Here is a 24851-nt window from a genome sequence, read left to right on the forward strand (position 1 = left end):
CACCACCCCGCCCCCGCGCCCCCCGGCCCCACCCGAAGCGGCCCGTGACGGCAGCGGCGGGCTGGGGACGATGTAGTAAAAGCTACGAATGGCTTTGCATCAAGCCAGAGGAATTATTGCTTACTTAAAGTGCCTATATTTTTTGTGGCTTCTATACTCTTAACCATGCTAGCTCTATTGCTTTCTAAGCTCCAGTATGGTTTGTCTTTTACAAAAGTATTCCATTGGCCCAAATACTTGCTAGCCTTATCAGTGTCTACTAAAAATAAAGCGGCTAATATATCTCCTTGGTTATACCACAAATCTTTGCGTTTCAAATAATAATCAAGGTAAAGGGTCAAATAGGATTTAGATTTTTCGTCGGCAAATACTGCTAAAGCCAATGCATAGCCATAACCGGCGTAGCAAACCTCGCTTTTTAGTAAGTGAACCCCAATTATATCCTTGAATTCGCTATAATTTTTGATTGCAGCAAAGTAGGCACCTACGATTCTTGGCCTCCAATCAAAATCGCCCAATAACTGCTTTACAATTTCAGGAGTTATTTCTCTTGCTGCATTTACGTAGTTAGCAAGAGTCGCTTCGTCCATGCTGTTTATTGAATTCATATAAAAATCCATAACCCACTTATCAATAAATTCTTCGGAAAGTTCTCCTTCATTACGATAAGATTCGAGTTTATCAAAGTTGCTCTGGTTTCTAGATGTTGCCCCAGAAACGTGTAAAGCAATTTCAGTTGCTTCATCATTGTTGCCGAATAGCTTAGTCCATAGTTTCAAAAAAGCCATATTGTCTTAATTTAACTCATTAAAAAAGGGTGCTACCTCGACAAGATAGCACCCTTTGTTATTCAGCCAAACAAGCCGCTTACATATTCCGCCGGTACTGCCCGCCGACCTCAAACAACGCGTTCGTAATCTGGCCCAGCGAGCAGAACTTGACGGTGTCCATCAGCTCCTCGAAGAGGTTGCCGTTGGCGACGGCGACTTGCTGCAGGTGCTTGAGGCGCGCGGGGGCCTCGGCGGCGTTGCGGGCCTGCAGGGCCTCCAGCATCGTAATCTGGTACTGCTTCTCCTCCTCGGTGGCCCTGATCACCTCGGCGGGTATCACCGTGGGCGAGCCCTTCGACGAGAGGAAGGTGTTGACGCCGATAATGGGGTACTCGCCGGTGTGCTTGAGCATCTCGTAGTGCATGCTCTCCTCCTGAATCTTGCCGCGCTGGTACATGGTTTCCATGGCCCCGAGCACGCCGCCGCGCTCCGTGATGCGGTCGAATTCGAGCAGCACGGCTTCCTCCACTAGGTCGGTCAGCTCCTCGATGATGAACGAGCCCTGGAGCGGGTTTTCGTTCTTGGCCAGGCCCAGCTCGCGGTTGATGATGAGCTGGATGGCCATGGCCCGGCGCACCGATTCCTCGGTGGGCGTGGTAATGGCCTCATCGTAGGCGTTGGTGTGCAGGCTGTTGCAGTTGTCGTAGATGGCGTACAGGGCCTGCAGGGTGGTGCGGATGTCGTTGAAGTCGATTTCCTGGGCGTGCAGGCTCCGGCCGCTGGTCTGGATGTGGTACTTCAGCATCTGCGAGCGGGCGTTGGCGCCGTACTTCAGCTTCATGGCCTTGGCCCAGATGCGCCGCGCCACCCGGCCGATAACGGCGTACTCGGGGTCGATGCCGTTGGAGAAGAAGAACGAAAGGTTGGGGGCGAAGTCGTTCACGTCCATGCCCCGGCTCACGTAATACTCCACAAACGTGAAGCCGTTGGAGAGCGTGAGGGCCAGCTGGGTGATGGGGTTGGCGCCGGCCTCGGCAATGTGGTAGCCCGAAATAGACACCGAGTAGAAGTTGCGGACCTTCTCGTCGATGAAGTACTGCTGCACGTCGCCCATGAGGCGCAGGGCGAATTCGGTGGAGAAGATGCAGGTATTCTGGGCCTGGTCTTCCTTGAGAATATCGGCCTGCACCGTGCCGCGCACCTGCGTGAGGGTGCGGGTTTTGATGGACGCGTAAACGTCGGCGGGCAGCACCTGGTCGCCGGTTACGCCGAGCAGTAGCAGGCCGAGGCCGTCGTTGCCTTCGGGCAAAGGGCCCTGGTAGTGGGGGCGGGGCTGGCCGTACGCCGCGTAAATGGCGTCAATTTTCTGGCTGACTTCCTCTTCCAGTCCGTGCTCCTTAATATAGAACTCGCACTGCTGGTCGATGGCGGCGTTCATGAAGAAGGCGGCCAGCGTGGCGGCGGGGCCGTTGATGGTCATGGACACCGACGTGCTGGGGTTGGCCAGGTTGAAGCCCGAGTAGAGCTTCTTGGCATCGTCGAGGCAGGCAATGCTCACGCCGGCATTGCCGATTTTGCCGTAGATGTCGGGCCGGACGTCGGGGTCTTCGCCGTAGAGCGTCACCGAGTCGAAGGCCGTGCTGAGGCGCTTGGCGGGCAGGCCCATGCTCACATAGTGGAAGCGGCGGTTGGTGCGCTCGGGGCCGCCTTCGCCGGCAAACATGCGGGTGGGGTCTTCGCCCTCGCGCTTGAAGGGGAACACGCCGGCCGTGTAGGGAAACTCGCCGGGCACGTTCTCCTGGAGCTGCCAGCGGAGCAGGTCGCCCCAGGCGGTGTAGCGCGGCAGGCTTATTTTCGGAATCTGAGTGCCCGACAGGCTCTGGGTGTGCGTTTGCAGCCGCAGCTCCTTATCGCGCACCTTGAACACGAACTCGGGGGCTTTGTAGGCGGCTACCGTTTGCGGCCAGTTCTCCAGGAGCTTCCAGTTCTGCCCGTCCAGCCGAAGCTTGACCTCTTCGAAGGTGCTCTCCAGGCCGGCCACGAGTGCTCCGGGCTCGATTCCGCCGCCTGCTGGGCCGCCGCCGTTACCAAGTCCTCCGGTACTTTTTCCAATTCGGTCGTTACCGAGGCTTTCAACGGCTCCGACGGCTTGTCGGATTCCATAGAGCTGCTGCGCTGTGGCAGACTGTTTTTGAACCCACTGGTCATATTGGCGGTTGGTTTCGGCTATTTCGGAAAGATACCGCGTGCGGTGCGGCGGAATAATGTAAATCTTCTCGGAGTCCTCCACCGAGGTTTCGAGCTTCGAGGCAAAGGCGTGGCCGGTGCGCTCCTCCATGGTGGCCAGCACGGCGCGGTACAGCCGGTTCATGCCCGGGTCGTTGAACTGCGAGGCGATGGTGCCGAAGACCGGCATGGTATCGGTCTGCTTGTCCCAGAGGCCGTGGTTGCGCTGGTACTGCTTGCGCACGTCGCGCAAAGCGTCGAGGGCCCCGCGCTTGTCGAACTTGTTGAGGGCAATGACGTCGGCGAAATCGAGCATGTCGATTTTCTCCAGCTGGGTGGCCGCGCCGTACTCGGGCGTCATCACGTAGAGGCTGGCGTCGGAGTGCTCGATAATTTCGGTGTCGGACTGGCCGATGCCGGAGGTTTCGAGGATGATGAGGTCGAAGTCGGCGGCCCGTACCACGTCCACGGCGTCCTGCACGTACTTGCTGAGCGCCAGGTTGCTCTGCCGCGTAGCCAGGCTGCGCATGTACACCCGGGGACTGTTAATGGCGTTCATCCGGATTCGGTCGCCGAGCAGCGCCCCGCCGGTTTTACGTTTGCTGGGGTCCACCGAGATGATGGCAATGGTCTTCTCAGGGAAGTCCATCAGGAAGCGCCGCACCAGCTCATCCACGAGCGAGGACTTGCCCGAGCCGCCCGTGCCGGTGATACCTAATATAGGAGTTGCCAGCTTGTCATTCTTATCGTCGGTAGAGGCGCTACTAGCTTTCAGCTTTTTGCTGACCGCCAAGAATTCATCCGGGAAGTTTTCGGCGGCGGAAATGAGGCGGCCAATGTCGCGGGCGTTCTTGTCTTTGAGGTGGTCGGCCTCGCCGTTGAGGTTCTGGCCGGTCGGGAAGTCGGACTGTTCGAGCAAGTCGTTAATCATACCCTGCAGGCCCATGGCGCGGCCATCGTCGGGCGAGTAGATGCGGGTGACGCCGTGGTTCATCAGGTCCTCGATTTCGGAGGGTAGAATCACGCCGCCGCCGCCGCCGAAGAGCTTGATGTGGCCCGCGCCGCGCTCCTTCAGCAGGTCGTGCATGTACTTGAAGTACTCGTTGTGGCCGCCCTGGTAGGAGGTAATAGCAATGGCCTGGGCATCCTCCTGAATGGCGCAATCCACGATTTCCTGCACCGAGCGGTTGTGGCCCAGGTGGATTACCTCAGCCCCACTGCTTTGGATGATGCGGCGCATGATGTTGATGGCGGCATCGTGCCCATCGAACAGGGCGGCGGCCGTTACGATGCGGACGTGGTTTTTGGGTTTATAAGGCGCTACGGGAGCTTGCATATCGAGGGGCGGTTGGGTGGGTTTTGGTAGGGCTAAGGTACGAAACAGGCAGCGGGGGCGCGTTGGAAGTGGGTTGAAAGGAGCGAGTGGTGTAATCCTAGTCAGTCGACTCCTCTTCGAAATCTTCTATGAAATTTCTTCCACCAGTTGTGTTAAAATCATTAAGCAAGTAATCTAAGGCCTCGATGGGAATGTCAACAGGCGTAAAAGTCGTGAAGGTTATTTTCTTTAAGTCATCATGCCGGAAAATTTCCACCAGCATAGAACTTCCTTCCCATAGTTCCCAGCCGAGGCCATCACGCAAGTTTACATCACTTGCTATTTCAAGCCGAAAAAGTCGGTTATCAATACGGAAAGGCATGAGTTTGGGGTAATGGAGATGAAACGCTTATGATATTCACTTCTCCAGATAGATACGTTAGCACATTAGTCGCGGCTGCCGCTTCAGTTTCGGAAGGTGTTGCTGAGGTGGCGAGAGTTGTTACAGGGGCAAGCCGGGCCCAAAGTGTTACCGCCAACTCTGTACGTTTAGGTATATGCTGGGCCGGGCGGGGTAGAACTTCCATTTAGCTTGACTTTTATCACGGGTATAAATCAAATGTAATGGGGAGGGAAATGCTGCCGGAACATCGAAGTGGTTGTAGCCGGGCGTTTCCCCCACTGCGTCGAGCCATTGTAGCGCCACTACTATTTTTTGCCCTTTGCTGAACTGCAAATTGTACGGCCGCAAATTGACTTTAATCCAGCCTCGCTGCTGGTCGGCTAGCACCAGCTGAATATCAGTGGGCAACAACTGCTCTGCCGGCCGGCCGGCACGCACGGCGTAGAACAGCAGTCGTAAGCGCACCTGCTGGAACGGGTTGCTCTCCACATACACATTGAAATCGTCTACGTAGCAGTTGCGGGGCGAAGTGAGGAAGGTGCCGAACTCCGAGCCGAGCTTTTCGCGGCGGCGGATACTGTCCTTCACGATGCTGTTCACCTGCCAATGGGCAATTCCGCCGGTGCTGGCGCGGCCTAGCACCTGCGGCCGTAGCTGCCGGTGGCGTACCGTTACCTCGCGCAGGGCCTGGGGCTGGGTTTGCAGCCTGATGGTAAGGTCTGCCTGCCGAAGTTGCCCCAATACCAGCCGGCCCGGCCGGTAACCCACGCCCGTTACGATAACCGAGTCGGTGGCTGCCAACTCGGGAGAGTCGGGGAAGCGGAAGCGGCCCTGCGCATCGGCGACGGTGCCATCGGCCTTCCCCTTCACGCCGATGGAAGCGAAGGGCACTGGAGTGGCGGTGGAGTCGGCGCGCAGTACGCGGCCGCGGAGGGTTTGGGCAGAAAGCAGCAGGGGAGACGCATAAGCCAGCAACAACAGTAAAAGGCGCATTCTGGAAGTAAAGTTGGTACGACCGGAAGAGTGCGGCAGGACTATTGAACGTTGCAAGAGGGTGAGGGAAGCCAAGCGCCCCTGTCGGAGCTTTTGTAAGTCCCGCGCAAATCCTGCCAGAAATTGCTCCCCCAACGACTCCAGTTCAAACCACCGTACGATTCCTAGTTTCGCTTGTCCGATATGGGATGGCGAAATAACAAGACATGAAAATGCCCCGCCGAGTCCGCCGGGGCATTTCAGTACAAGCAACTACAGCGTTAGGCATCAATTGGCTCCTGCTTGGCTTTGGCCTTGGGCTTCACGTCTGGAATCAGGTTGTGGGGGTTGATGACGAACTTCTTGGCCACGCCGCTATCGAATTCCTCGTAGCCGCGGGGCGCATCGTCGAGGCTGATAACCTCCACGTTCACGGCCTTGGCAATCTGCACCTTGTCGTACAGAATAGCCTGCATGAGCTGGCGGTTGTAGCTCATAACGGGCGTCTGGCCGGTATGAAACGAGTGGCTTTTAGCCCAGCCCAGCCCGAATCGGATGGAGAGGTTGCCTTTCTGAGCCGCCTTGTCCTCGGCGCCTGGGTCTTCGGTTACATAGAGGCCGGGAATGCCGATGGAGCCCCCGGCGCGGGTTATTTCCATGAGCGAGTTGAGCACGGCCGCCGGGACTTCCTTCTTCGAGTCGGTGCCGTGCCCGCTGGCCTCGAAGCCTACGCAGTCAACGGCGCAGTCGATTTCCGGCACGCCCAGAATCTGGGTAATCTGCTCAGTCAGGGTCGCGTCGAGCGTCAGGTCCACGGTTTCGCAGCCGAACGAGCGGGCGTGCGCGAGGCGGGCCTTGTTCATGTCGCCTACTATTACCACGGCCGCGCCCAGCAGCTGGGCCGAAGCCGCGGCGGCCAGCCCTACCGGCCCGGCTCCGGCAATGTACACGGTGGTGCCCGGGCCCACGCCAGCCTTCACCGCCCCGTGGAAGCCCGTTGGGAAAATATCGCTCAGCATGGTCAGGTCGCGGATTTTCTCCATTGCCTGGTCCTTGTTCGGGAACTGGAGCAGGTTGAAATCAGCGTAGGGCACCATCACGTATTCGGCCTGCCCGCCAATCCAGCCGCCCATATCTACGTAGCCATAGGCGCCACCGGCGCGGCCTTCGTTCACACTCAGGCAGATACCAGTTTTCATCTCCTTGCAGGTGCGGCACCGGCCACACGCCACATTAAATGGCACCGATACCAGGTCGCCCTTCTTGAGAAACTCCACATCGGTACCTGCCTCAATCACCTCGCCGGTTATTTCGTGGCCCAGTATCAGGCCGGCGGGTGCCGTGGTGCGGCCCCGCACCATATGCTGGTCCGAGCCGCAGATGTTGGTCGATATTACTTTCAGCACCACACCGTGGTTGATTTTCTTGCCTTTCGGGTTTTTTAGCTCCGGAAAGTCAATATCCTGGACGGCTACTTTGCCGGGCTCCAGGTACACTACGCCTCTGTTGTTAGCCATAAAATTGGGGGGTGATGGGGATGGGAAATAAGCTGTAAAACGCCAAACGGCGGCCTTCGCCACAAGGGAAGTCCGCCGTTCGGGTACTTAAAGGAAGCCGGGAAAGGCCGAAAGGTTTGGCCCAATAGCCCCGATGCGGGCGGCTACCGGCTACTTGAGCGCCTGCATGCCGGCTTCGGCCACGGTGTGGTCGTTTTCAACCGAGTCGCCCGACACGCCAATAGCCCCAACGATTTCATCGCCCTGCTTAAGCGGAATGCCACCGGGGAAAGTGATAAGGCCGCCGTTGGAGTGTTCAATGTTGTAAAGCGGGCCGCCGGGCTGCGACAATCCGCCGATGTTGCCGGTAGGCATGTCGAAGAAGCGGGCCGTTTTAGCCTTCTTAATGGAGATGTCGAGCGAACCCAGCCAGGCCCCGTCCATGCGGGCAAAGGCCACGAGGTTCGCCCCAGCATCGACCACGGCAATGTTCATTTTCACGCCCATTTCCTGGGACTTCTGGCGGGCGGCTTCGATGATTTGCTGGGCCTGCTGGAGGTTGATAGAGTTCATGGGAATTTGGTTGGTGAATACTTTCATACGCGGGTTGGAGCCGAAAAGATGGTCCGGCCGCGGCCGTTACGGTGGCGGCCGGGCCGTTGCTGTGGCTAGGCAGTAATGAGGGCTGCTACGGCCGCCGGCCGCCAGGGCTACCGGCCGGCCGTAGCATATCCGGGCGTCGTTGCGTACCTTTGAACCTAGAAAAAACTGCCTTCAGTGAAGAACATCCGCAATTTCTGCATCATTGCCCACATCGACCACGGCAAAAGTACGCTCGCCGACCGCCTGCTCGAATTCACGAGCACCGTGTCCAAGCGCGATATGCAGGCCCAGCTGCTCGACAACATGGACCTGGAGCGGGAGCGGGGCATCACCATCAAGAGCCACGCCATCCAGATGCAGTTTCCCTACAAGGGGGAAATCTACACGCTCAACCTGATTGACACTCCCGGCCACGTCGACTTCAGCTACGAAGTAAGCCGCAGCATTGCCGCCTGCGAAGGCGCGCTGCTCATCGTCGATGCTTCGCAGGGTATTGAGGCCCAGACGATTTCCAACCTCTACCTCGCCATCGGGGCCGACCTGGAAATCATCCCCGTCCTCAACAAAATCGACCTGCCCCACGCCATGCCCGAGGAGGTGAGCGACGAAATCGTGGACCTCATCGGCTGCGAGTACGAAGACATCCTCCACGCCTCCGGCAAAACCGGCCTCGGCATCGAAGGCATCCTCAACGCCATCATCGAGCGGGTGCCGGCCCCCAAAGGCGACCCCGAAGCCCCGTTGCAGGCCCTGATTTTCGACTCGGTCTTTAACTCTTACCGCGGCATCGAAGTGCTGTTCCGCATCAAGAACGGCACCATGCGCAAGGGCGACAAGCTCCGCTTCATGGCCACCGGCAAGGAGTACGGCGCCGACGAAATTGGTATTCTGGGCCTCAACCAGGAGCCCCGCCAGGAAATGGGCGCCGGCAACGTGGGCTACCTCATCTCGGGCATCAAAGAAGCCCGCGAAGTAAAAGTGGGCGACACCATTACCCATGTCGCCAATCCCACCAAGGAAGCCATCAAGGGCTTTGCTGATGTGAAGCCGATGGTTTTCGCCGGCATTTACCCCGTCGATACCACTGAGTACGAGGAGCTGCGCTCGTGCATGGAAAAGCTCCAGCTCAACGATGCCTCGCTAGTTTGGGAGCCCGAAACATCGGTGGCCCTAGGCTTCGGCTTTCGTTGCGGTTTCCTGGGCATGCTGCACATGGAAATCGTGCAGGAGCGGCTGGAGCGCGAGTTCAACATGACGGTGATTACCACCGTGCCCAGCGTACAGTTCCACGCCACCGGTACCAAAGACCAGCTGCTGACCATCAACGCGCCGAGCGAAATGCCCGAGCCGAACATGATCAAGTACATCGAGGAGCCTTTCATCAAGGCCCAGATCATTACGGCGGCCGACTATGTAGGACCCATTATCACGCTTTGCATGGAAAAGCGCGGCGTCATCAAGGGCCAGAGCTACCTGACGAGCGAGCGGGTAGAAATGACCTTCGAGCTGCCGCTGTCGGAAATCGTGTTCGACTTCTTCGACAAGCTCAAAACCATCAGCCGCGGCTACGCCTCGCTCGACTATGAGCTGATCGGCTTCCGCGAGTCGGATATGGTCAAGCTCGACATCATGCTCAACGGTGAGAAGGTCGACGCCCTGTCGGCCATTGTGCACCGCAGCAAGAGCTACGAGTGGGGCCGCCGCCTGTGCGAGAAATTGCGCGAGTTGCTGCCCCGCCAGCAGTTTGAAATTGCCATTCAGGCCAGTATTGGCCAGAAAATTATTTCCCGCGAAACGGTGAAAGCCCTGCGCAAAAACGTAATTGCCAAGTGCTACGGCGGCGACATCAGCCGCAAGCGCAAGCTGCTCGAAAAGCAGAAGGAAGGCAAGAAGCGGATGCGCCAGGTTGGCTCCGTGGAGATACCACAGGAGGCCTTCCTGGCCGTGCTGAAACTAGATTGATGAGTGGAAACGCGCCTTTCGCCGGCGCGTTTCTTTTACGCATACCTATTCATTTTTTCATCTGATGCACTTCTTAACCGGGCGTGTGTTGCTTTCCCTCAAACCATGTCTGACCACCATCTCGTTAAGAACTGTCGCAGTTACGACCAGCTAGAGAAAATCCGCCGCGGTCAGGAGCGTAAGTTCCGCTGGCGCGACGACTGGCCCGTGATGGAAAAGGCCCTGCTTGCCGCCGGTGCCGAAGCCATTGCGGCCTACGAAGCGTCGGTTGCCGACGCATCGGCCGCCGCTGATAAGCCTTCTGCCTAACCAACCCCTTCCTGCTGCATGACAACCGCCCCCGACGCCACGACCTACCGCCTCATCGACGGCAAGCAAACCGCCGAGGACATCAAAGTTGAAATTGCGGCCGAAGTAGCTACCCGGAAGGCGGCCGGCCACAAAACGCCTCACTTGGCCGCCATTCTGGTCGGCCACGACGGCGGCTCGGAAACCTACGTGCGCAACAAGGTGCTGGCCTGCGAGCGGGTGGGCTTCGAGAGCACGCTGCTCCGCTACGAAGACGACATCACGGAAGCCGAGCTGCTGGCCAAGGTGGCCGAGTTGAACGAGGACCCGCAAATCGACGGCTTCATCGTGCAGCTGCCGCTGCCCCGCCACATCGATACCAACAAGGTGATTGAGGCCGTGCGCCCCGATAAGGACGTGGACGGCTTCCACCCGATGAACATCGGGCGGATGGTAGCCGGGCTGCCAGCGCTACTGCCGGCCACGCCCTCGGGCATCGTGGAGCTGCTGCGCCGCTACGAGCTGCCCACCGATGGCAAGCACTGCGTAGTGATTGGCCGCTCCAACATCGTGGGTACGCCGGTTAGTATCCTGCTGGCCAAGAACATGGAGCCTGGTAACTGCACCGTTACTTTATGCCACTCGCGCACGCAGAACCTGCCCGAAATCACCCGTACGGCCGACATTCTGGTGGCGGCCCTGGGGCGCCCCGGCTTCGTAACGGCCGACATGGTGAAGCCCGGCGCAGTAGTGATTGACGTGGGCACGACCCGAGTGGAGGATGCCAGCCGGAAAGCCGGCTGGGCTCTGAAGGGCGACGTGAATTTCGCCGAGGTGGCCCCCCTGGCTTCTTACATTACCCCCGTACCCGGCGGCGTCGGTCCGATGACTATTGCCATGCTGCTACTGAATACGCTGCGGGCTGCTAAGGGGGAGGTATATCCCAAGTAGGGGTTGGGAATTGGGACGCTTAGGCTGGCAGAACGGCGTAGGGCGCGGGATTTGCCCCCGTCCGTCGTTGCACGGCCTCTGACAATCCGGCTAGTGAAGCATAGCCACCTCAAAAAGGCTTCGTTTTGTGCGGCGGGCGGGGGCAAGCCTCACATCCTAGGCCGTTCTGCCAGCCCAAATCCGCAAGACCCTAAAATCCAATTAACTCTGCCTGAGCTTTCAGAATTAGGAGCGTTGTAGTACTTTTAAAGTCGGTCTGCCGGGAAAAGCGCCAGTTACTGTGGTAATTGGATTTCCCGGCGGCCCGGCTTGTTTTTTTTCAGAAGATTACCCGTTTTGCTGCACCAACTTCCGCTTACTCCAGCTACGCCGGCCGCCACTTCACTGCCCGTGATGGAGCAGTTTTATACCATTCAGGGGGAGGGCTACAACACCGGCCGCGCTGCCTACTTCATCCGCCTCGGCGGCTGCGACGTGGGCTGCGTATGGTGCGACGTGAAGGAGTCGTGGCCCCTGGATGCCCACCCGCGCCATACCATTGCCGATCTGGCAACGGCCGTAACGGCACACCCGGGCCGTAATGTGGTGATAACCGGGGGCGAGCCGCTCATGCACGAACTGGGCCCGCTTACGGCTGCGCTGCAGCAGGCCGGCTGCCAAACCTGGATTGAAACCAGCGGCGCCTATCCGCTCAGCGGAAACTGGAACTGGATTTGCGTATCGCCCAAGAAGTTCAAGGCTCCGCTGCCCGCAGTGTTGGCGGCGGCGCACGAGCTGAAAATTGTAGTTTTCAATAAAAGTGACTTTGCCTGGGCCGAAGAACATGCCGCGCAGGTGGGGCCCGAGTGCCGCCTTTACCTGCAGCCGGAGTGGAGCAAGGCTGCCATCATGACCCCGCTCATCGTGGAGTTTGTGAAGGCTCACCCACGCTGGCAGGTATCATTACAGACCCATAAGTACCTCGATATTCCTTAGCGCCCTCATCCTTTAGCCCGTTCTGTATGCGTCGTTCGCTCTTCGTGCCGTTGGTGCTGCTGCTAACCGTTGGTAGCCTTTCGCCGCGGCCGGCAGCTGCTCAGGCGCAGCTCAGCTCCTCCAATACCAAGGCCCGTGGCCTTTGGGATAAAGCACAGGCGCAGGCCAAGGGCCGCGACTTTATCAAAGCACTCGAAACGCTCGATCAGCTCACGCAGAAGTTTCCGTCGCTGGGCGAGCCTTATCTGCTGCGGGGCTCTTTGCTAAAGGCTATGGGCGAAAACCAGGCGGCTTTCGAGGCCTACCGGACGGGCCTGCCCAAGCTGCCTGTCGATGCGGCTCGGAGCAACGACTACTTTATGCTGGGCGAGCTGGCCATGAGTTTCGGCGACTACACCACGGCGGCCGATGCGTATCCGAAGTTTATCAAAACGGCTCCCAAAGGCCAGCGCAACATTCCGCAGGCCAAGCGCCAGCTGCTCAATTGCGCGTTTGCTGCCGAGGCCATAGCCGCACCCACCGGCCCCGAGCCAACCCGGCTGCCTGAGCCGCTCAACACCTATCGGTTTCAGTACTTTCCGGTACTCACGGCCGACAGCCGCTTTCTGCTTTTTACCGGCCGCCCCACGGCTGCCAGCGACGAAAACCTGTATGTGAGCCGCCAGAACCCCGATGGTACCATGGGCGAGCCGGCCTCTATCTCGCCGGCCATCAACACCTCGTTCAACGAGGGGGCCGGGGCTATTTCCGGCGACGGCAAAACACTGGTGTTTGCTTCCTGCGACCGGGCCAACTCGGTGGGCAATTGCGACCTGTACATCTCGCGGCGCACCGGCAATGCCTGGAGCAAGCCCGAAAACCTGGGCCGCAACGTAAACTCGCCCGAATGGGACTCGCAGCCCACGCTTTCGGCCGATGGCCGCACGCTGTATTTCACCAGCACCCGGCGCGGCGGGCAGGGCCAGGAGGATATATATATAACAACGCTCGACGAGCAGGGTAACTGGACGCCTGCCCGCAACCTGGGTACACCCGTGAACACGCCCGGCAAAGACATGGCCCCGTTCATCCATGCCAGCGGCACTACGCTCTACTATGTAACCGACGGACTGGTAGGCATGGGCGGGCTCGACATTTACCGCTGCGAGCTGTCGTCCGATGGCAAATGGGACGCGCCCCGCAACCTGGGCTACCCGCTCAATACGTTTGAGAACGAAGCGTCGCTGTTTATCAGCTCCGACAACCGCCGGGGCTTCTGCTCGCGCTGGCGTACGGCCGAGCCGGGCGTGAAGCGCCAGCGCGACCAGCCGGTAGAGCTGTACTCGTTCGAGACGCCTGCCAGCATTCGTGCCCGCGAAACCAGCACGTACGCCCAGGGACGGGTGTTCGATGCCGTGACCAAAAAGCCCATTGCCGCCGATGTGCAGCTCTACGACCTCAATACCAACGAACTGGTGCAGTACGTGAACTCCGATGCCGAAACCGGCGAGTATACCGTGGTGCTCAACGAGGGCCGCCAGTATGCCATGTACGCCGCCGCCGACAAATACCTGCTGCGTAGCCTGAGCTTCGATTACAGCAGCCGCCGCAGCTTCAACCCGCTCACCCTCGACCTCTACCTCGATCCGGTAGGTGCGGGCCGTAGTGTGGTGCTCAACAACCTGTTTTTTGATGTGAGCCAGTACGAGCTCAAGCCTAAGTCGCGCACCGAGCTCAACCGGCTGGTGAGCTTCATGAAGCAGTACCCCACCATTCAGGTGGAGGTATCCGGCCACACCGATGATGTAGGCTCCGACGATGATAACCTGGTACTGTCGCAGAACCGGGCCAAATCGGTATACCGCTACCTATTAGGCCAGGGTGTGGAGGCTGCCCGCTTGCGCTACAAGGGCTATGGCGAGGCCCGCCCGCTTGCCCCCAACGACTCCGAAAACAACCGCCAGCAGAACCGCCGTATCGAGCTGCGGATTTTGTAAAGCGCATCAAGCCAGGCTCTGCCGGCCTCTGATACTATCCACTCCAACCAAAAAAAGGACAATTACGCGAGTAATTGCACTTTTTTGGTTGGAGTTTTTCTTTTCTGTAGCATAATCATTGGTTTGATAATGAGATGTTTAATAGATATTCATAAAAGTTATTGATTAGAATAGTGATAAAAAAACATTTTATAATTTAATATTTAGGTGTACATTTGATTATTCCCATAAAGCAGCCGGCGCTTGTGGGAGTAGTGGTGAAAGGTCTTCAATAGGAGACATTCCGCTACTGACAGCCCTAAAGATTCATCTTCCAACCCTTTCTCCCTTTTCCCCATGAAGAAAGTTGCAATTTTCGTTTGCCTGCTTATTGCCGCTCCAGGTGTAATATTCGCCGCTTCGCGCGCCGACAACCCCACCAGCATTACGGCCCGCGCTACGGCTCTCACCCGCGCCATTTCCGACCGTATCCGGCTCGATGAAGGCCAGTACCTGCGGCTCAAGCAACTCAACATCCGGATGCTGAGCGAGCAGGAGGAGTTGAAGTCCCGTTTCGCCGCTGAGCAGCCAATGCTCGACCAGCGCTTGGCCGATGCCCAGCTCTACTACGAAATGGCCCTGCTTGATATGCTGCGGCCCGCCCAACGGTCTTTGTTCGACCAGCACCGCGCCAGCATGACGGCTATGGGTACGCTGTCGAAATAGTAAGCTTGAGCTGCCACGGCTCGACTCCCTGGAGTTGGGCCGTGGGCTAAGCTTACAACAGCATCCGAAATAAAACAAATATTGCTTATGTCATATTTGTTTAGTATCTTGATAAGACAATTTTGGACAGTGAAGTTGGATGGTTGCTGATTTTTCCACCAAACCTTCTACAACTATGAAAAACGTGCTTACTCTACTCGGCCTAGTACTACTCATGTCCTCTGGAACTCCTACTGCGGCCCAGGCCGATGGCGGGGGCACAACGATGGGCGAGCGGGCCACGGCCATGACCTGGCGCATTGCCGAGCGTACTCAGCTCAGCGAAGGCCAGTACATCAAGCTCCGTCGCCTCAACGTGGGCTTGCTCTCTGAGATGGCAACTTTGCGCAACCAGCTTAAGGCCGAGCCCGCAAACCTCGACCAGGCGCTATCCGACTTGCTACAGCGCTACGAATGGGATGTAGCAGCCTTGCTGCAACCCAAGCAGCTCGCCGTCTACGATGGTCTCAAATCTGAATTCACAGCCGTCAATATTCGTTGATTGACAGCTTAGTATCAGGTGTTACTTTAGGTAACACTCGAATTGATTGAAAATAAAAAAGCCCGCATATGCGGGCTTTTTTATTGCGGTAGTACAGGCATTGCAAACCGGCTGGGCCGGCCTGCAACACTGTAACTTAGGCATTACGCTGGTCGATGGCTACGTAGTCGCGCTCGGTTTCGCCCACGTAAATCTGGCGGGGGCGGCCGATGGGCTCCTTGTTGGTGCGCATCTCTTTCCACTGGGCAATCCAGCCGGGCAGGCGGCCTAGGGCAAACATTACCGTGAACATCTCAGTAGGTATGCCGATGGCCTTATAGATGATGCCCGAGTAGAAGTCCACGTTCGGGTAAAGCTTGCGCTGCACGAAGTACTCGTCGGTGAGGGCAGCCTGCTCCAGCTCCTTGGCAATCTTGAGCAGGGGGCTGGCTTCGAGGCCCAGGGCCTTCAGCACGTCGTCGGCGGCCTTCTTAATGATGGTGGCGCGGGGGTCGAAATTCTTGTACACCCGGTGGCCAAAGCCCATCAGGCGGAACGAATCGTCCTTGTCCTTGGCCTTATCAATCCATTTCTGGGTGTCGCCACCGTCGCGCTCAATGCTTTCGAGCATTTCCACTACTTCCTGGTTAGCACCGCCGTGCAGCGGACCCCACAGGGCGTTGATGCCAGCCGAAACCGAGCCGTAGAGCGAGGCGTTGGCCGAACCTACGAGGCGCACCGTCGAGGTAGAGCAGTTCTGCTCGTGGTCGGCGTGCAGAATGAGCAGTTTGTTGAGCGCCTTTACAACTACAGGGTTGATTTCATACTTCTCCGTGGGGAAGCTGAACATCATGTAGAGGAAGTTGGAGCAGTAGTCGAGGTCGTTGCGCGGGTAATTGAGCGGATGACCCATGTTGTTCTTGTAGGTCCAGGCCGCGATGGTCGATATCTTAGCCATCAACCGAATCACGTTCAGGTCGGTTTCCTCCTTGCTCAGGTCGGGCGAAACGCTTTCGGGGTAGAAGGCGGTGAGCGAGCAGATGAGGGAGCTCAGGATGGCCATTGGGTGGGCCGCCGACGGGAAACCGTCGAAAATCTTGCGCACGTCTTCGTGCACCAGCGTGTGCTGGGTAACCTGGGAACTGAAGGCGTCGAGTTCGCCTTGGGTAGGCAGCTTGCCGTAAATCAGCAGGTAAGCAACTTCGATGAAAGTGGAGTTTTCGGCCAGCTGCTCGATTGGATAGCCGCGGTAGCGCAGAATGCCTTCTTCGCCGTCGAGGAAGGTGATGGCGCTTTTGCAGGCTCCCGTGTTCTTGTAGCCGGGGTCGATGGTTACGTAGCCCGTCTGGTCGCGGAGCTTGCTGATGTCAAAGGCCTTCTCGTGCTCAGTGCCTTCAATTACGGGGAGCGTGTACGACTGCCCGTTGAGCGTCAGTTCAGCAGATTCTGCCATAAAGCGTAGGTTGAAAAGTGGGGGTACAGGGCGAATTTAAAGATAATAACCGGCAAGCGGGCAACCTGGTCGGCGGTTACTGGCTATAGTACAAACCGAATAGGGTGGTTGTTTGCCATTTCACCTAGCGCAAAGAAACGCCACGGGGCCGATAAGTGCGGCATAAAGCCCGTTTTTTTACGGCTTATCCGCCCTTTTTTTCGCATCATGGCATCTAAACTGCGCCACCGTTCTACTTCCGCACGCTATGCACTATGCCCACCTGGGTACCACTGATTTGCGGGTAAGCCGTCTGGGTTTTGGCGGCATGTCGCTGGGGGCCGATGCGGCTGCCGACCGCCGCCTGCTCGATGAGGCCCGGGCCGGCGGCATCACCCTATTCGATACGGCCGATTTATACGAGCACGGCCGCAACGAGGAGCTTTTTGGGGCTGCCTTCCGCCACTGCCGCACCCAGGTTGTGCTGGCCACCAAAGTAGGCAACCAATGGCGGCCCGATGGCCAGGGCTGGGATTGGTGCCCCTCGGGCGCCTATATCCGGCAGGCCGCCGAGGCCAGCCTGCGCCGCCTCCAAACCGACTACCTCGACCTGTACCAATTACATGGTGGCACCCTCGCCGACCCACTGAATGAGGTAGTCGAAGCCTTCGAGCGGCTGCGGGAGCAGGGCAAAATCAGGCACTACGGTATTTCTTCCATCCGGCCCAACGTCATCCGGCGCTACGTGCCCGACACCGGCCTGAGCAGCGTGATGCTGCAGCTCAGCCTGCTCGACCAGCGCCCATTGGAAGCTGTGCTGCCCCACCTGGCTGCCCACGGGGTAGGTGTACTGGCCCGCGGGGCGCTGGCCCAGGGCCTGCTGGCCGGCAAGCCTGCCCGCGAGTACCTGGGCCAACCGGCCGGGGCCGCTCATGCAGCGGCAGCTGCCGTGGCCGCGGTGGCAAAGCGCTTGCAGCGCCCGCCCGTCGAGGTGGCCGGCCGCTTCGTGCTCGATACGCCGGGCGTAACGGCCGCCATACTTGGCATCCGGACCACCGCGCAGCTGGCGGAGGCGCTGCAGCTGGCCCGCAGTGCGCCGCTACCACCCGATGCCCGCCACGAACTGCTGCAGCTCGCGCCGGCAAACACCTACCAGGAGCACCGCTAGGCCCGCAGCACTTACTTGCCGATGCAGAACTGGGTGAAAATGCTGGTGAGCAGGTCGTCGGAGCTGATTTCGCCGGTTATCTGGCCCAGGGCGCCCAGGGCATGGCGTAGGTCGGCGGCCAGCAGCTCGGTGCCGCCGCCGGTGCTCAGGCCCACCAGCACGGCGTCGAGGTGGCGGTCGGCCTGCTCCAGGCTGCGGGCGTGGCGCAGGTTGGTGACGATGGTGCTGGCTCCGGTCTGGTCGAGGCCATCGAGGCGGACGCGAGCCAGCAGGGCGGCGCGCAGCTCTTCAATGCCGACGCCCGCCCGGCAGCTAGTAGCAGCGTCTCGGGCCGGGTCTGGAAGGGGCCGGCTTGGGCTTCGGTGGCCAGGTCGAGCTTGTTGCCCACGGCTAGCACGCCCACGCCGGCAGGTAGGTTCAATGCTTCAATCTCCGCTTGAAGCTCAGCCGGAGAAGTTGTCGATAGGTCAAATAGATACACGACCAGCGCCGCCTGCTGCACCCGCTGGCGGGTGCGCTCCACGCCGAGGGCCTCTACCACGTCGGTGGTGTCGCGCAGGCCAGCCGTATCCACGAACCGGAAGCGGATGCCTTCGATGCTCACCTCATCCTCAATCAGGTCGCGGGTGGTGCCGGCCACCTCCGATACGATGGCGCGGTCCTCGTTGAGCAGGGCGTTGAGCAGGGTGCTTTTTCCGGCATTGGGCCGGCCAGCAATAACGGTGGTTACGCCGTTTTTGATGACGTTCCCCAACTCGAAGGAGCGCAGCAGCCGGCGCACCAGGGCCTGCACCTCTTGCAGCAGCACTACCAGCCCGGTGCGGTCGGCAAACTCCACGTCTTCCTCCCCGAAGTCCAGCTCTAACTCCAGCAGCGCCGCGAAGTGTACCAGCTGGCCCCGTAGCTCCCGCAGCTCACGCGAGAAACCACCCCGCATCTGGCGCAGCGCCACTTGGTGGCTCAGGGCTGAGTCGGCGGCAATAAGGTCGGCCACGGCCTCAGCCTGGGCCAGGTCGAGGGCGCCGTGCAGGAAGGCCCGCTTGGTAAACTCGCCGGCTTCGGCCAGGCGGGCGCCGTGGCGCAGCAACAGCGCCAGCACCTGCCGTACGATGTAGTCGGAGCCGTGGGTACTGATTTCCACCACGTCTTCGCGGGTGTAGGAGTTCGGGCCGCGGTAGAGCGACACGACGACCTCATCGAGAATCTGCGTGCCGTCGCGCAGGGTGCCGTAGTGCAGCGTGTGGCCGGGCTGCTCGGCCAAGCGCTTGCCGGCAAACACCTCGTCGGTAATGGCAATGGCCTGGGGGCCCGAGAGGCGCACTAAGGCAATTGCCCCGGCGCCGGGCGGAGTCGAGAGGGCGACGATGGTATCGGAAAGGGAGAGGGGCAGGTCGGCGGCCACAGCAGTTTGGTATGATAGGGCCGCAAAGGTACGGTGACCCGAAGTGCGAACTAAAATATGAGAGGGTAAGCCCTTATAGATTTATTGCCCGGTTTCACTCCGCACCGCATTGACTATGACAACTCCCAGAGGCAAGTAAAAGAATAGTTTCACCAGCCCCCCTCCAAATTCATCGTCCAATAATCCCTGAAGCCCAATCAGCAGAAAGGCTAGCACTGAAGCCACTATTTTAGACCTTCCAGATGCTTTGGGTCGTGACAGATAAAAAATAGGATAGTACAGACCCAAGGCAAGTGGGACCGTGAAGATTAAGCCTGCGAAGGCTATCGGGGTAGTTTCCGACAGGAAAAGCGTCAGCAACATGGCCCGAGTTAGTTGATGGTGGGTATCGTATGGCTTGGTTTCATCAACGCAGAATTATCGGCACCAAAATGGCTTTCGGCCATCAATCCGTTAGCATCAGGTTACGACTTACCTCGGCTGAAATGAGCTGCTTGCCTTCTTTGTTGATTCTGATTTCCAAGGAATTGTCAAATAGTATCTTATCCATGACTTCAATGTGCGTGCCGAGGCCAACGCCCACCTTGTCGAGGTACTGCAAGAAGGGGGCGGAGGTGTTCCTGACAGACACCACGCGGCCCTGCTCGCCGGGGCGCAGGTCGGCTAGCAGGCGGTGCTCGGGGCGGTGCAATACGCCTTCGGCCGTCGGAATCGGGTCGCCATGGGGGTCAAGCTGCGGGAAGCCCAGAAACTCATCGAGGCGGCGCACCAGCAGCTCGGAGTCGACGTGCTCCATCTGCTCGGCCACGTCGTGCACCTCATCCCAGTGAAATCCGAAGTGCTGAACCAGAAATACCTCCCATAAACGGTGCTTGCGGATGGTGGCCAGCGCCACCCGCCGCCCGGCCTCGGTGAGCGTGACGCCCCGGTAGCGGGTGTAGTTGACGAGGCCCTTCTCGCCGAGGCGCCGCAGCATATCGGTCACCGAAGCCGGGCGGGTTAGTAGCTCCTCGGCCACACTGTTGGTGCTCACCTCGGTGCCCGGCTGAAACTCCGAGAGTTTGTAAACGGCTTTCAGATAGTTTTCCTCAGTGAAGCTGGGCATGCGTGTTGAAGGTCAAAAGTCAAAGATAAAAAGCCAAAGTGCGGAGCCAGTTGCGCTGCTTCAAGCGACGTAGCGGGCTTCACACTTTGCTTTTTAGGTTTTACTCAAGTCTGGAATTTACCATTTAACAAGCGCCGAGGCCCAAGTGAAGCCCGAGCCGAAGGCGGCCAGACACACCAAGTCGCCGCGCTTGATGCGGCCTTCCTGCACGGCCTCGCTCAGGGCGATGGGCACCGAGGCGGCGGTGGTGTTGCCGTAGCGCTGGATGTTGCTGAATATCTTGTCGTCGGGGAGGCCCATTTTCTGCTGCACGTACTGGGTGATGCGCAGGTTGGCCTGGTGCGGAATGAGCATGTCGAGGTCCTGGGGCTGGTAACCGTTGGCATCAAGCGCCTCCTTGATAACCTGCGGGAAGCGCACCACGGCGTGCTTGAACACGTTCTGGCCGTTCATGACAGGGTAGAGCTCAACCTCGTTCTCCAGATTCTGGATAAACGCGGTCCGGTCCTGGCGGTTCGAACTGGGCTCCTTCACAATCAGCTCCTCGGCGTATTCGCCCTGCGCATGCAGGTGGGTGCTCAGCACACCGTGGCCCTCGCGGGTGCAGGGGCGCATCACTACGGCCCCGGCACCATCACCAAAAATAACCGATACGGCCCGGCCGCGGGTGCTGATATCGAGGCCCGAGGAGTGGATTTCGGAGCCTACCACCAGCACGTTGTCGTACATGCCGGTTTTGATGAACTGGTCGGCCATGCTCAGCGCATACACGAAGCCCGAGCATTGGTTGCGCACGTCGAAGGCCGGAATGGGGGCCTTGATGCCCAATTCACGCTGCAACAGTACGCCCGAGCCAGGGAAAAAGTAGTCGGGCGAAAGCGTGGCAAATACAATCATCTGTACGTCGTCGGGCTCGAGGCCAGCCATTTCCAGGGCGCGGCGGGCCGCTTTAGCGCCCATGTTGGCGGTAGTGTCGGTGCCTTCGGTGAACCAGCGCCGCTCCTTGATGCCGGTGCGTTCCTGAATCCACTCGTCGGTGGTTTCCATCAGAGTAGTGAGGTCGGCATTGGTGACCACGCGCTCGGGCACGTAATGGCCGACGCCGGCAATTTCAGAGTTGCGGAGAGAGTTGTTCATCGGGGGAGGGATTTGCGGAGCAGTGCAGTATGTGGCAAACGCCGAAGGTAAATAAAAACGGTGCCGGTTCCGTAAACGGGCTGCTAAGGTCGGTAGTTACCCAATAGAATCCAGCAGTGCCAATAATTTTTTGGCTTCCGGCTCCCAGAAGGCCAGCGGCGGCGGCCCATGTGGGTAATAGGTGCCCACTTGCAGCGCTGCCGCCAGCTCGCTAGCCGGCGGGTAATCGGTCTGCTGAAAATCGAAGACGAGTCCTGCGCCGGCGGCTTCGGCCAGCGGCTGCCAGAGCGGGTTGGGCGGCAGCACCAGCGGCAGGGCCAGGCCCAGGTACTCGAACAGCTTGGTAGGCACGCAGCGGGCCGTGCTGGGGTGGGGCCGGTAGGGCAGCAGGGCCAAATGGCTGCGGCGCAGCTCGGCCACTACAGCCGCGTGGGGTACCAGCGCCGCCCCGCCCACCAGCGTAATGCCCCCATCGGCCACGGCCGCTTGCAGCCGCGCCAGCAGCGCTGGCTGCTGGCAGGCCCCGATGATGGTGAGGTGAGCCAGCGGCCATACCGTGCGCAAGTGGGCCGCAAACCGCAGTGCCTCCCACACCCCGTTCAGCTCCGAAATAGTGCCCGAATACACCAGCCGCAGCGGCTCCGAAACATCGGGCAGTCGGCGCGGCCAGGCAGCCGGCACAGCATCGTAGGGTTGATACTTGTTTTCAATGATGAGAACCGGTTTTGAGCTTTTAGTTGCTGGTTTTTGGCTTTTGGAAGGGGGGAAGAGTGTGAATGGCGTTAAATCTGAAACTGACACCCCGGCCGCGAAGGGCAGCTCGGCGGCGTAGCTGCGCTCGGCCAGCAGCACAGCAGCGGCGCGGGCAGCGGCCAGCGTTTCGAGGCGGCGCACTAGTCCCGCCAGCACATTACGAGCCCAGGGTGGGTACACGGCCTGCGTCTGAATGTTGAGGGCGTAGTTTTCGCGCACATCATATACAAAGTGCCGGCCCCGCCCCAGCCACTGCCAGAGCACGGTGGCCGGCAGTAGCTCGGGAGCATGTACAAATACCACCGTCGGCCGCAACTCCTGCAGCAGCTCCCAATAGCGCCACTGGGCCCGCAGCCGCGCCAGGCTCAGACGGGAGCCGCGCAGCAACTCGTGCACGTGCAGGTTGGTAGGCAGGTCGGGCGGTTGGGGCGCGGCGCGGCCCGCTACGTGTACCTGGGCTCCGGGCCGTTGCGCCAGGGTCCGCCCGAACTTGCCCAGCATCCGGGTATCATCGAGAGGCTTGAGTACGGAGGCTAGTAAAATGGTGAGGGCGGGCGGCATAATGGGAGCGAAGATGCGGTTTTTTGGTTCTTCGGAGGTGCGGTTTGGCTTCCGCAGACTTTATTGCAAGCCATATAATCGGGCCCTCGGTCGGCATCTGCTACCTTTAAGCCCAATATCAACCCCAGCAACCAACATCCAAATGACCGACCTGCAACCTCTCATTGAAGCCGCCTGGAACGACCGGAGCCTGCTGCAGCAGCCCGCCACCCTGCAAGCCATTGAGCACGTTATCGAAGAACTCGACAAGGGCCGCCTGCGCGTGGCCCAGCCTAACGCCGACGGCAGCTGGCTGGTGAACGACTGGGTGAAAAAGGCCGTGATTCTTTATTTTCCGGTCCGCCAGATGGAAACCATAGAAGTCGGCCCTTTCGAGTTCCGCGACAAAATGCGCCTCAAAACCGACTACCAGGGGCAGGGTGTGCGCGTGGTGCCGCCGGCCGTGGCCCGCTACGGCGCCTACCTGGCTTCGGGCGTTATCCTGATGCCCAGCTACGTGAACATCGGTGCCTGGGTAGGAGAGGGCACGATGGTGGACACCTGGGCCACCGTGGGCTCCTGCGCCCAGATTGGCGCCGGCGTGCACCTGAGTGGGGGTGTGGGCATTGGCGGCGTGCTGGAGCCCGTGCAGGCCGCCCCGGTTATCATAGAAGACGGCGCTTTCGTGGGTTCGCGCAGTATTCTGGTGGAAGGCTGCTTCGTGGGCCGGGAGGCCGTTATCGGGGCCGGCGTTACCATCACGGGCAGCACCCGCATCATCGATGTAACGGGTGCCGAGCCCAAGGAGTACCGGGGCCACGTGCCGGCCCGCTCGGTGGTTATTCCGGGCACGGTGGCCAAGCAATTCGCGGCCGGCGAGTACCAGGTGCCCTGCGCCCTCATCATCGGCCAGCGCAAGCCCAGCACCGACCTCAAAACCAGCCTCAACGACGCCCTGCGCGAACACAACGTAGCCATCTAATCACAGATGTTGCAGATGTTGCCGATAGCGCAGATTCGTGCTGGGCTTCGGATGAAAAAATGATTGGATAGCCTAGATTTGCTTAGAGTCGTGGCCAGCCGATGAGCAGATAACCGGCTTATTGGTTGGCCACCTATCTTTGAGAAGTTTTGATAACTAGCTTTCGACTTCCGTTAGCGCCAACAGAACGACGTGTCGTCCGCTCGGCACGACAAGAATCTGCGTCATCCAATCATTTTTTCATCCGAAGCCAGCACAAATCTGCGCTATCGGCAACATCTGCAACATCTGTGATTAAGAATGTCGTATCGGCCGCGCAGGCCCGCGAGGAAGTGCGCGACTACGTGGCCCAGGAACTGAGCCTCGACCCTGAAACCATCCAGACCCGCGTTGTTTTCAACCGCGAACTACCCTGGGTAGACGGCCGTACCCGGCCCTGCTTTCTGGTGGAGTGGGCCGAGCCCAATGGCCGCGACGGCGTGGCCCTGGCCGGCCCCTACACGCACAATTTCTTCGAGTTTACCCGCGCCGACGCCTATCAGCTGGGTGCGCAGAACGCTTGGCGTCAGCAGCTGCTCAACTTGTACGCCGGCTGCGAACTGGTGGTACATGCCCGCCTCACGCAGACGCTTACTGACGTGCCCGACCCCACGCGGCTGGCCGTTATCAAGCAGAGCCTGCAGGAGCGCAGCAACTGGCGCGTAGCCGTGAACGTGTCGTTGCGCGAGTTTCTGCGCCTGGGCACTGATGAGTACTACATCTTCAACGGAAGCTGGGTCTGGAACCCACATTACCACTACTCGGCCGTTAAAGGCTTCATGCCTTTCGGCGATAAAACCCTGATGACGCTGCCCAAGCAGGAGTTCATCCCGGTTCGCTCGCACTCGCCCTTCGAGGCGCTGCCCGAAGTAGGCGAAGACGGCGCGTACCCTGGTGAGCTGGTCAGCTTCATCATCGTGCGCAACGACCAGATTATTGAAACCCGCGACCTCGACCTCTACACCCGCACCCTGATGAACCAGGTGGCCACCTTTTACGCCCTCGGCCGCGACCAAGGGCCCTTTCAGATTGAAATGGCCGAGCAGCAGGGGTAGCTTTTGGAAGTGAATAGAAAGAAGGGAGAGGGGAGACTTTCGTACTGATGCCCAAAAATGGTGTAACAGCACGAAA

The 24851-nt window shown here is 59.3% G+C and carries 21 protein-coding genes and 1 pseudogene; 10 read left to right on the top strand and 12 right to left on the bottom strand.

All coding sequences use genetic code 11. The annotated features are described in order from the left end of the window. Positions 1 to 113: 113 nt before the first annotated feature. From D0N36_RS11360 to D0N36_RS11385, 6 genes are all read right to left on the bottom strand, one after another. Complete coding sequence (locus D0N36_RS11360; protein WP_116941514.1) at positions 114 to 788, bottom strand: DUF6000 family protein; 675 nt, start codon at positions 786 to 788, stop codon at positions 114 to 116. 79 nt (positions 789 to 867) lie between these two features. Continuing rightward, the gene (locus D0N36_RS11365; RefSeq protein ID WP_116941517.1) at positions 868 to 4332 is read right to left on the bottom strand and encodes a methylmalonyl-CoA mutase family protein; all 3465 of its coding nucleotides are present in this window, start codon (positions 4330 to 4332) and stop codon (positions 868 to 870) included. A gap of 97 nt (positions 4333 to 4429) precedes the next feature. Further along, positions 4430 to 4693, bottom strand: a complete 264-nt coding sequence (locus D0N36_RS11370; RefSeq protein WP_116941519.1) for a hypothetical protein — start codon at positions 4691 to 4693, stop codon at positions 4430 to 4432. A 147-nt stretch (positions 4694 to 4840) separates the two neighbouring features. After that, positions 4841 to 5707 (bottom strand): carboxypeptidase-like regulatory domain-containing protein, encoded by an 867-nt coding sequence (locus D0N36_RS11375; protein ID WP_116941521.1) that lies wholly within the window; start codon positions 5705 to 5707, stop codon positions 4841 to 4843. A 260-nt stretch (positions 5708 to 5967) separates the two neighbouring features. Beyond that, on the bottom strand, positions 5968 to 7203 hold the full coding sequence (gene fdhA / locus D0N36_RS11380) for a formaldehyde dehydrogenase, glutathione-independent (RefSeq protein ID WP_116941524.1): 1236 nt from the start codon (positions 7201 to 7203) through the stop codon (positions 5968 to 5970). A 150-nt stretch (positions 7204 to 7353) separates the two neighbouring features. Continuing rightward, positions 7354 to 7755: a GlcG/HbpS family heme-binding protein gene (locus tag D0N36_RS11385; protein WP_116941674.1), complete on the bottom strand. Its 402-nt coding sequence runs from the start codon at positions 7753 to 7755 to the stop codon at positions 7354 to 7356. Between the two features lie 204 nt (positions 7756 to 7959). On the opposite strand from D0N36_RS11385, the gene lepA reads away from it, so the two are divergent. From lepA to D0N36_RS11420, 7 genes are all read left to right on the top strand, one after another. Then, positions 7960 to 9747 (top strand): translation elongation factor 4, encoded by a 1788-nt coding sequence (gene lepA, locus D0N36_RS11390; RefSeq protein WP_116941527.1) that lies wholly within the window; start codon positions 7960 to 7962, stop codon positions 9745 to 9747. A gap of 105 nt (positions 9748 to 9852) precedes the next feature. Next, positions 9853 to 10056: a hypothetical protein gene (locus D0N36_RS11395; RefSeq protein WP_116941530.1), complete on the top strand. Its 204-nt coding sequence runs from the start codon at positions 9853 to 9855 to the stop codon at positions 10054 to 10056. Between the two features lie 18 nt (positions 10057 to 10074). After that, entirely contained in the window at positions 10075 to 10986 is a 912-nt protein-coding gene (locus D0N36_RS11400; RefSeq protein ID WP_116941533.1) for a bifunctional 5,10-methylenetetrahydrofolate dehydrogenase/5,10-methenyltetrahydrofolate cyclohydrolase, read from the top strand. A gap of 393 nt (positions 10987 to 11379) precedes the next feature. Further along, on the top strand, positions 11380 to 11961 hold the full coding sequence (locus D0N36_RS11405) for a 7-carboxy-7-deazaguanine synthase QueE (RefSeq protein WP_242478892.1): 582 nt from the start codon (positions 11380 to 11382) through the stop codon (positions 11959 to 11961). A 26-nt stretch (positions 11962 to 11987) separates the two neighbouring features. Next, positions 11988 to 13937: an OmpA family protein gene (locus D0N36_RS11410; protein ID WP_242478888.1), complete on the top strand. Its 1950-nt coding sequence runs from the start codon at positions 11988 to 11990 to the stop codon at positions 13935 to 13937. 336 nt (positions 13938 to 14273) lie between these two features. Beyond that, entirely contained in the window at positions 14274 to 14642 is a 369-nt protein-coding gene (locus D0N36_RS11415; RefSeq protein WP_116941538.1) for a hypothetical protein, read from the top strand. Positions 14643 to 14856: 214 nt separating this feature from the next. Next, a complete protein-coding gene (locus D0N36_RS11420) occupies positions 14857 to 15183 on the top strand; it encodes a hypothetical protein (protein ID WP_147320842.1) in 327 nt (108 codons plus the stop codon). Positions 15184 to 15319: 136 nt separating this feature from the next. On the opposite strand, the gene D0N36_RS11425 is transcribed toward D0N36_RS11420, so the two are convergent. Then, positions 15320 to 16615: a citrate synthase gene (locus tag D0N36_RS11425; protein WP_116941542.1), complete on the bottom strand. Its 1296-nt coding sequence runs from the start codon at positions 16613 to 16615 to the stop codon at positions 15320 to 15322. A 247-nt stretch (positions 16616 to 16862) separates the two neighbouring features. On the opposite strand from D0N36_RS11425, the gene D0N36_RS11430 reads away from it, so the two are divergent. Beyond that, positions 16863 to 17762, top strand: a complete 900-nt coding sequence (locus D0N36_RS11430; RefSeq protein ID WP_116941544.1) for an aldo/keto reductase — start codon at positions 16863 to 16865, stop codon at positions 17760 to 17762. An 11-nt stretch (positions 17763 to 17773) separates the two neighbouring features. Here D0N36_RS11430 and mnmE read toward each other — a convergent pair. From mnmE to D0N36_RS11450, 5 genes and pseudogenes are all read right to left on the bottom strand, one after another. Next, positions 17774 to 19164 (bottom strand): annotated as a pseudogene (mnmE, locus tag D0N36_RS11435) (tRNA uridine-5-carboxymethylaminomethyl(34) synthesis GTPase MnmE). 81 nt (positions 19165 to 19245) lie between these two features. Next, positions 19246 to 19527 carry a hypothetical protein gene (locus D0N36_RS19365; protein WP_116941548.1) on the bottom strand — a complete coding sequence of 94 codons (282 nt, stop codon included), beginning with the start codon at positions 19525 to 19527 and terminating at the stop codon, positions 19246 to 19248. Positions 19528 to 19609: 82 nt separating this feature from the next. Continuing rightward, the gene (locus tag D0N36_RS11440; RefSeq protein WP_116941550.1) at positions 19610 to 20269 is read right to left on the bottom strand and encodes a metal-dependent transcriptional regulator; all 660 of its coding nucleotides are present in this window, start codon (positions 20267 to 20269) and stop codon (positions 19610 to 19612) included. A gap of 117 nt (positions 20270 to 20386) precedes the next feature. Further along, complete coding sequence (locus tag D0N36_RS11445; protein WP_116941553.1) at positions 20387 to 21406, bottom strand: 3-oxoacyl-ACP synthase III family protein; 1020 nt, start codon at positions 21404 to 21406, stop codon at positions 20387 to 20389. 96 nt (positions 21407 to 21502) lie between these two features. Then, on the bottom strand, positions 21503 to 22720 hold the full coding sequence (locus D0N36_RS11450) for a glycosyltransferase (RefSeq protein ID WP_116941555.1): 1218 nt from the start codon (positions 22718 to 22720) through the stop codon (positions 21503 to 21505). A 142-nt stretch (positions 22721 to 22862) separates the two neighbouring features. Between D0N36_RS11450 and D0N36_RS11455 the strand changes: the two genes are divergently transcribed. Next, positions 22863 to 23681 (top strand): 2,3,4,5-tetrahydropyridine-2,6-dicarboxylate N-succinyltransferase, encoded by an 819-nt coding sequence (locus D0N36_RS11455; protein WP_116941557.1) that lies wholly within the window; start codon positions 22863 to 22865, stop codon positions 23679 to 23681. Between the two features lie 290 nt (positions 23682 to 23971). Further along, entirely contained in the window at positions 23972 to 24775 is an 804-nt protein-coding gene (locus tag D0N36_RS11460; RefSeq protein ID WP_116941559.1) for a hypothetical protein, read from the top strand. Positions 24776 to 24851: the final 76 nt, after the last annotated feature.

It is taken from the genome of Hymenobacter lapidiphilus (assembly GCF_003417065.2).
Classification (GTDB): Bacteria; Bacteroidota; Bacteroidia; order Cytophagales; family Hymenobacteraceae; genus Hymenobacter.

Coding starts and splice junctions, on each gene's coding strand:
- D0N36_RS11360 (WP_116941514.1), bottom strand. CDS start 788: ATGGCTTTTTTGAAACTATGGACTAAGCTATTCGGCAACAATGATGAA.
- D0N36_RS11365 (WP_116941517.1), bottom strand. CDS start 4,332: ATGCAAGCTCCCGTAGCGCCTTATAAACCCAAAAACCACGTCCGCATC.
- D0N36_RS11370 (WP_116941519.1), bottom strand. CDS start 4,693: ATGCCTTTCCGTATTGATAACCGACTTTTTCGGCTTGAAATAGCAAGT.
- D0N36_RS11375 (WP_116941521.1), bottom strand. CDS start 5,707: ATGCGCCTTTTACTGTTGTTGCTGGCTTATGCGTCTCCCCTGCTGCTT.
- fdhA (WP_116941524.1), bottom strand. CDS start 7,203: ATGGCTAACAACAGAGGCGTAGTGTACCTGGAGCCCGGCAAAGTAGCC.
- D0N36_RS11385 (WP_116941674.1), bottom strand. CDS start 7,755: ATGAACTCTATCAACCTCCAGCAGGCCCAGCAAATCATCGAAGCCGCC.
- D0N36_RS11395 (WP_116941530.1), top strand. CDS start 9,853: ATGTCTGACCACCATCTCGTTAAGAACTGTCGCAGTTACGACCAGCTA.
- D0N36_RS11400 (WP_116941533.1), top strand. CDS start 10,075: ATGACAACCGCCCCCGACGCCACGACCTACCGCCTCATCGACGGCAAG.
- D0N36_RS11405 (WP_242478892.1), top strand. CDS start 11,380: ATGGAGCAGTTTTATACCATTCAGGGGGAGGGCTACAACACCGGCCGC.
- D0N36_RS11410 (WP_242478888.1), top strand. CDS start 11,988: ATGCGTCGTTCGCTCTTCGTGCCGTTGGTGCTGCTGCTAACCGTTGGT.
- D0N36_RS11415 (WP_116941538.1), top strand. CDS start 14,274: ATGAAGAAAGTTGCAATTTTCGTTTGCCTGCTTATTGCCGCTCCAGGT.
- D0N36_RS11420 (WP_147320842.1), top strand. CDS start 14,857: ATGTCCTCTGGAACTCCTACTGCGGCCCAGGCCGATGGCGGGGGCACA.
- D0N36_RS11425 (WP_116941542.1), bottom strand. CDS start 16,615: ATGGCAGAATCTGCTGAACTGACGCTCAACGGGCAGTCGTACACGCTC.
- D0N36_RS11430 (WP_116941544.1), top strand. CDS start 16,863: ATGCACTATGCCCACCTGGGTACCACTGATTTGCGGGTAAGCCGTCTG.
- D0N36_RS19365 (WP_116941548.1), bottom strand. CDS start 19,527: ATGTTGCTGACGCTTTTCCTGTCGGAAACTACCCCGATAGCCTTCGCA.
- D0N36_RS11440 (WP_116941550.1), bottom strand. CDS start 20,269: ATGCCCAGCTTCACTGAGGAAAACTATCTGAAAGCCGTTTACAAACTC.
- D0N36_RS11445 (WP_116941553.1), bottom strand. CDS start 21,406: ATGAACAACTCTCTCCGCAACTCTGAAATTGCCGGCGTCGGCCATTAC.
- D0N36_RS11450 (WP_116941555.1), bottom strand. CDS start 22,720: ATGCCGCCCGCCCTCACCATTTTACTAGCCTCCGTACTCAAGCCTCTC.
- D0N36_RS11455 (WP_116941557.1), top strand. CDS start 22,863: ATGACCGACCTGCAACCTCTCATTGAAGCCGCCTGGAACGACCGGAGC.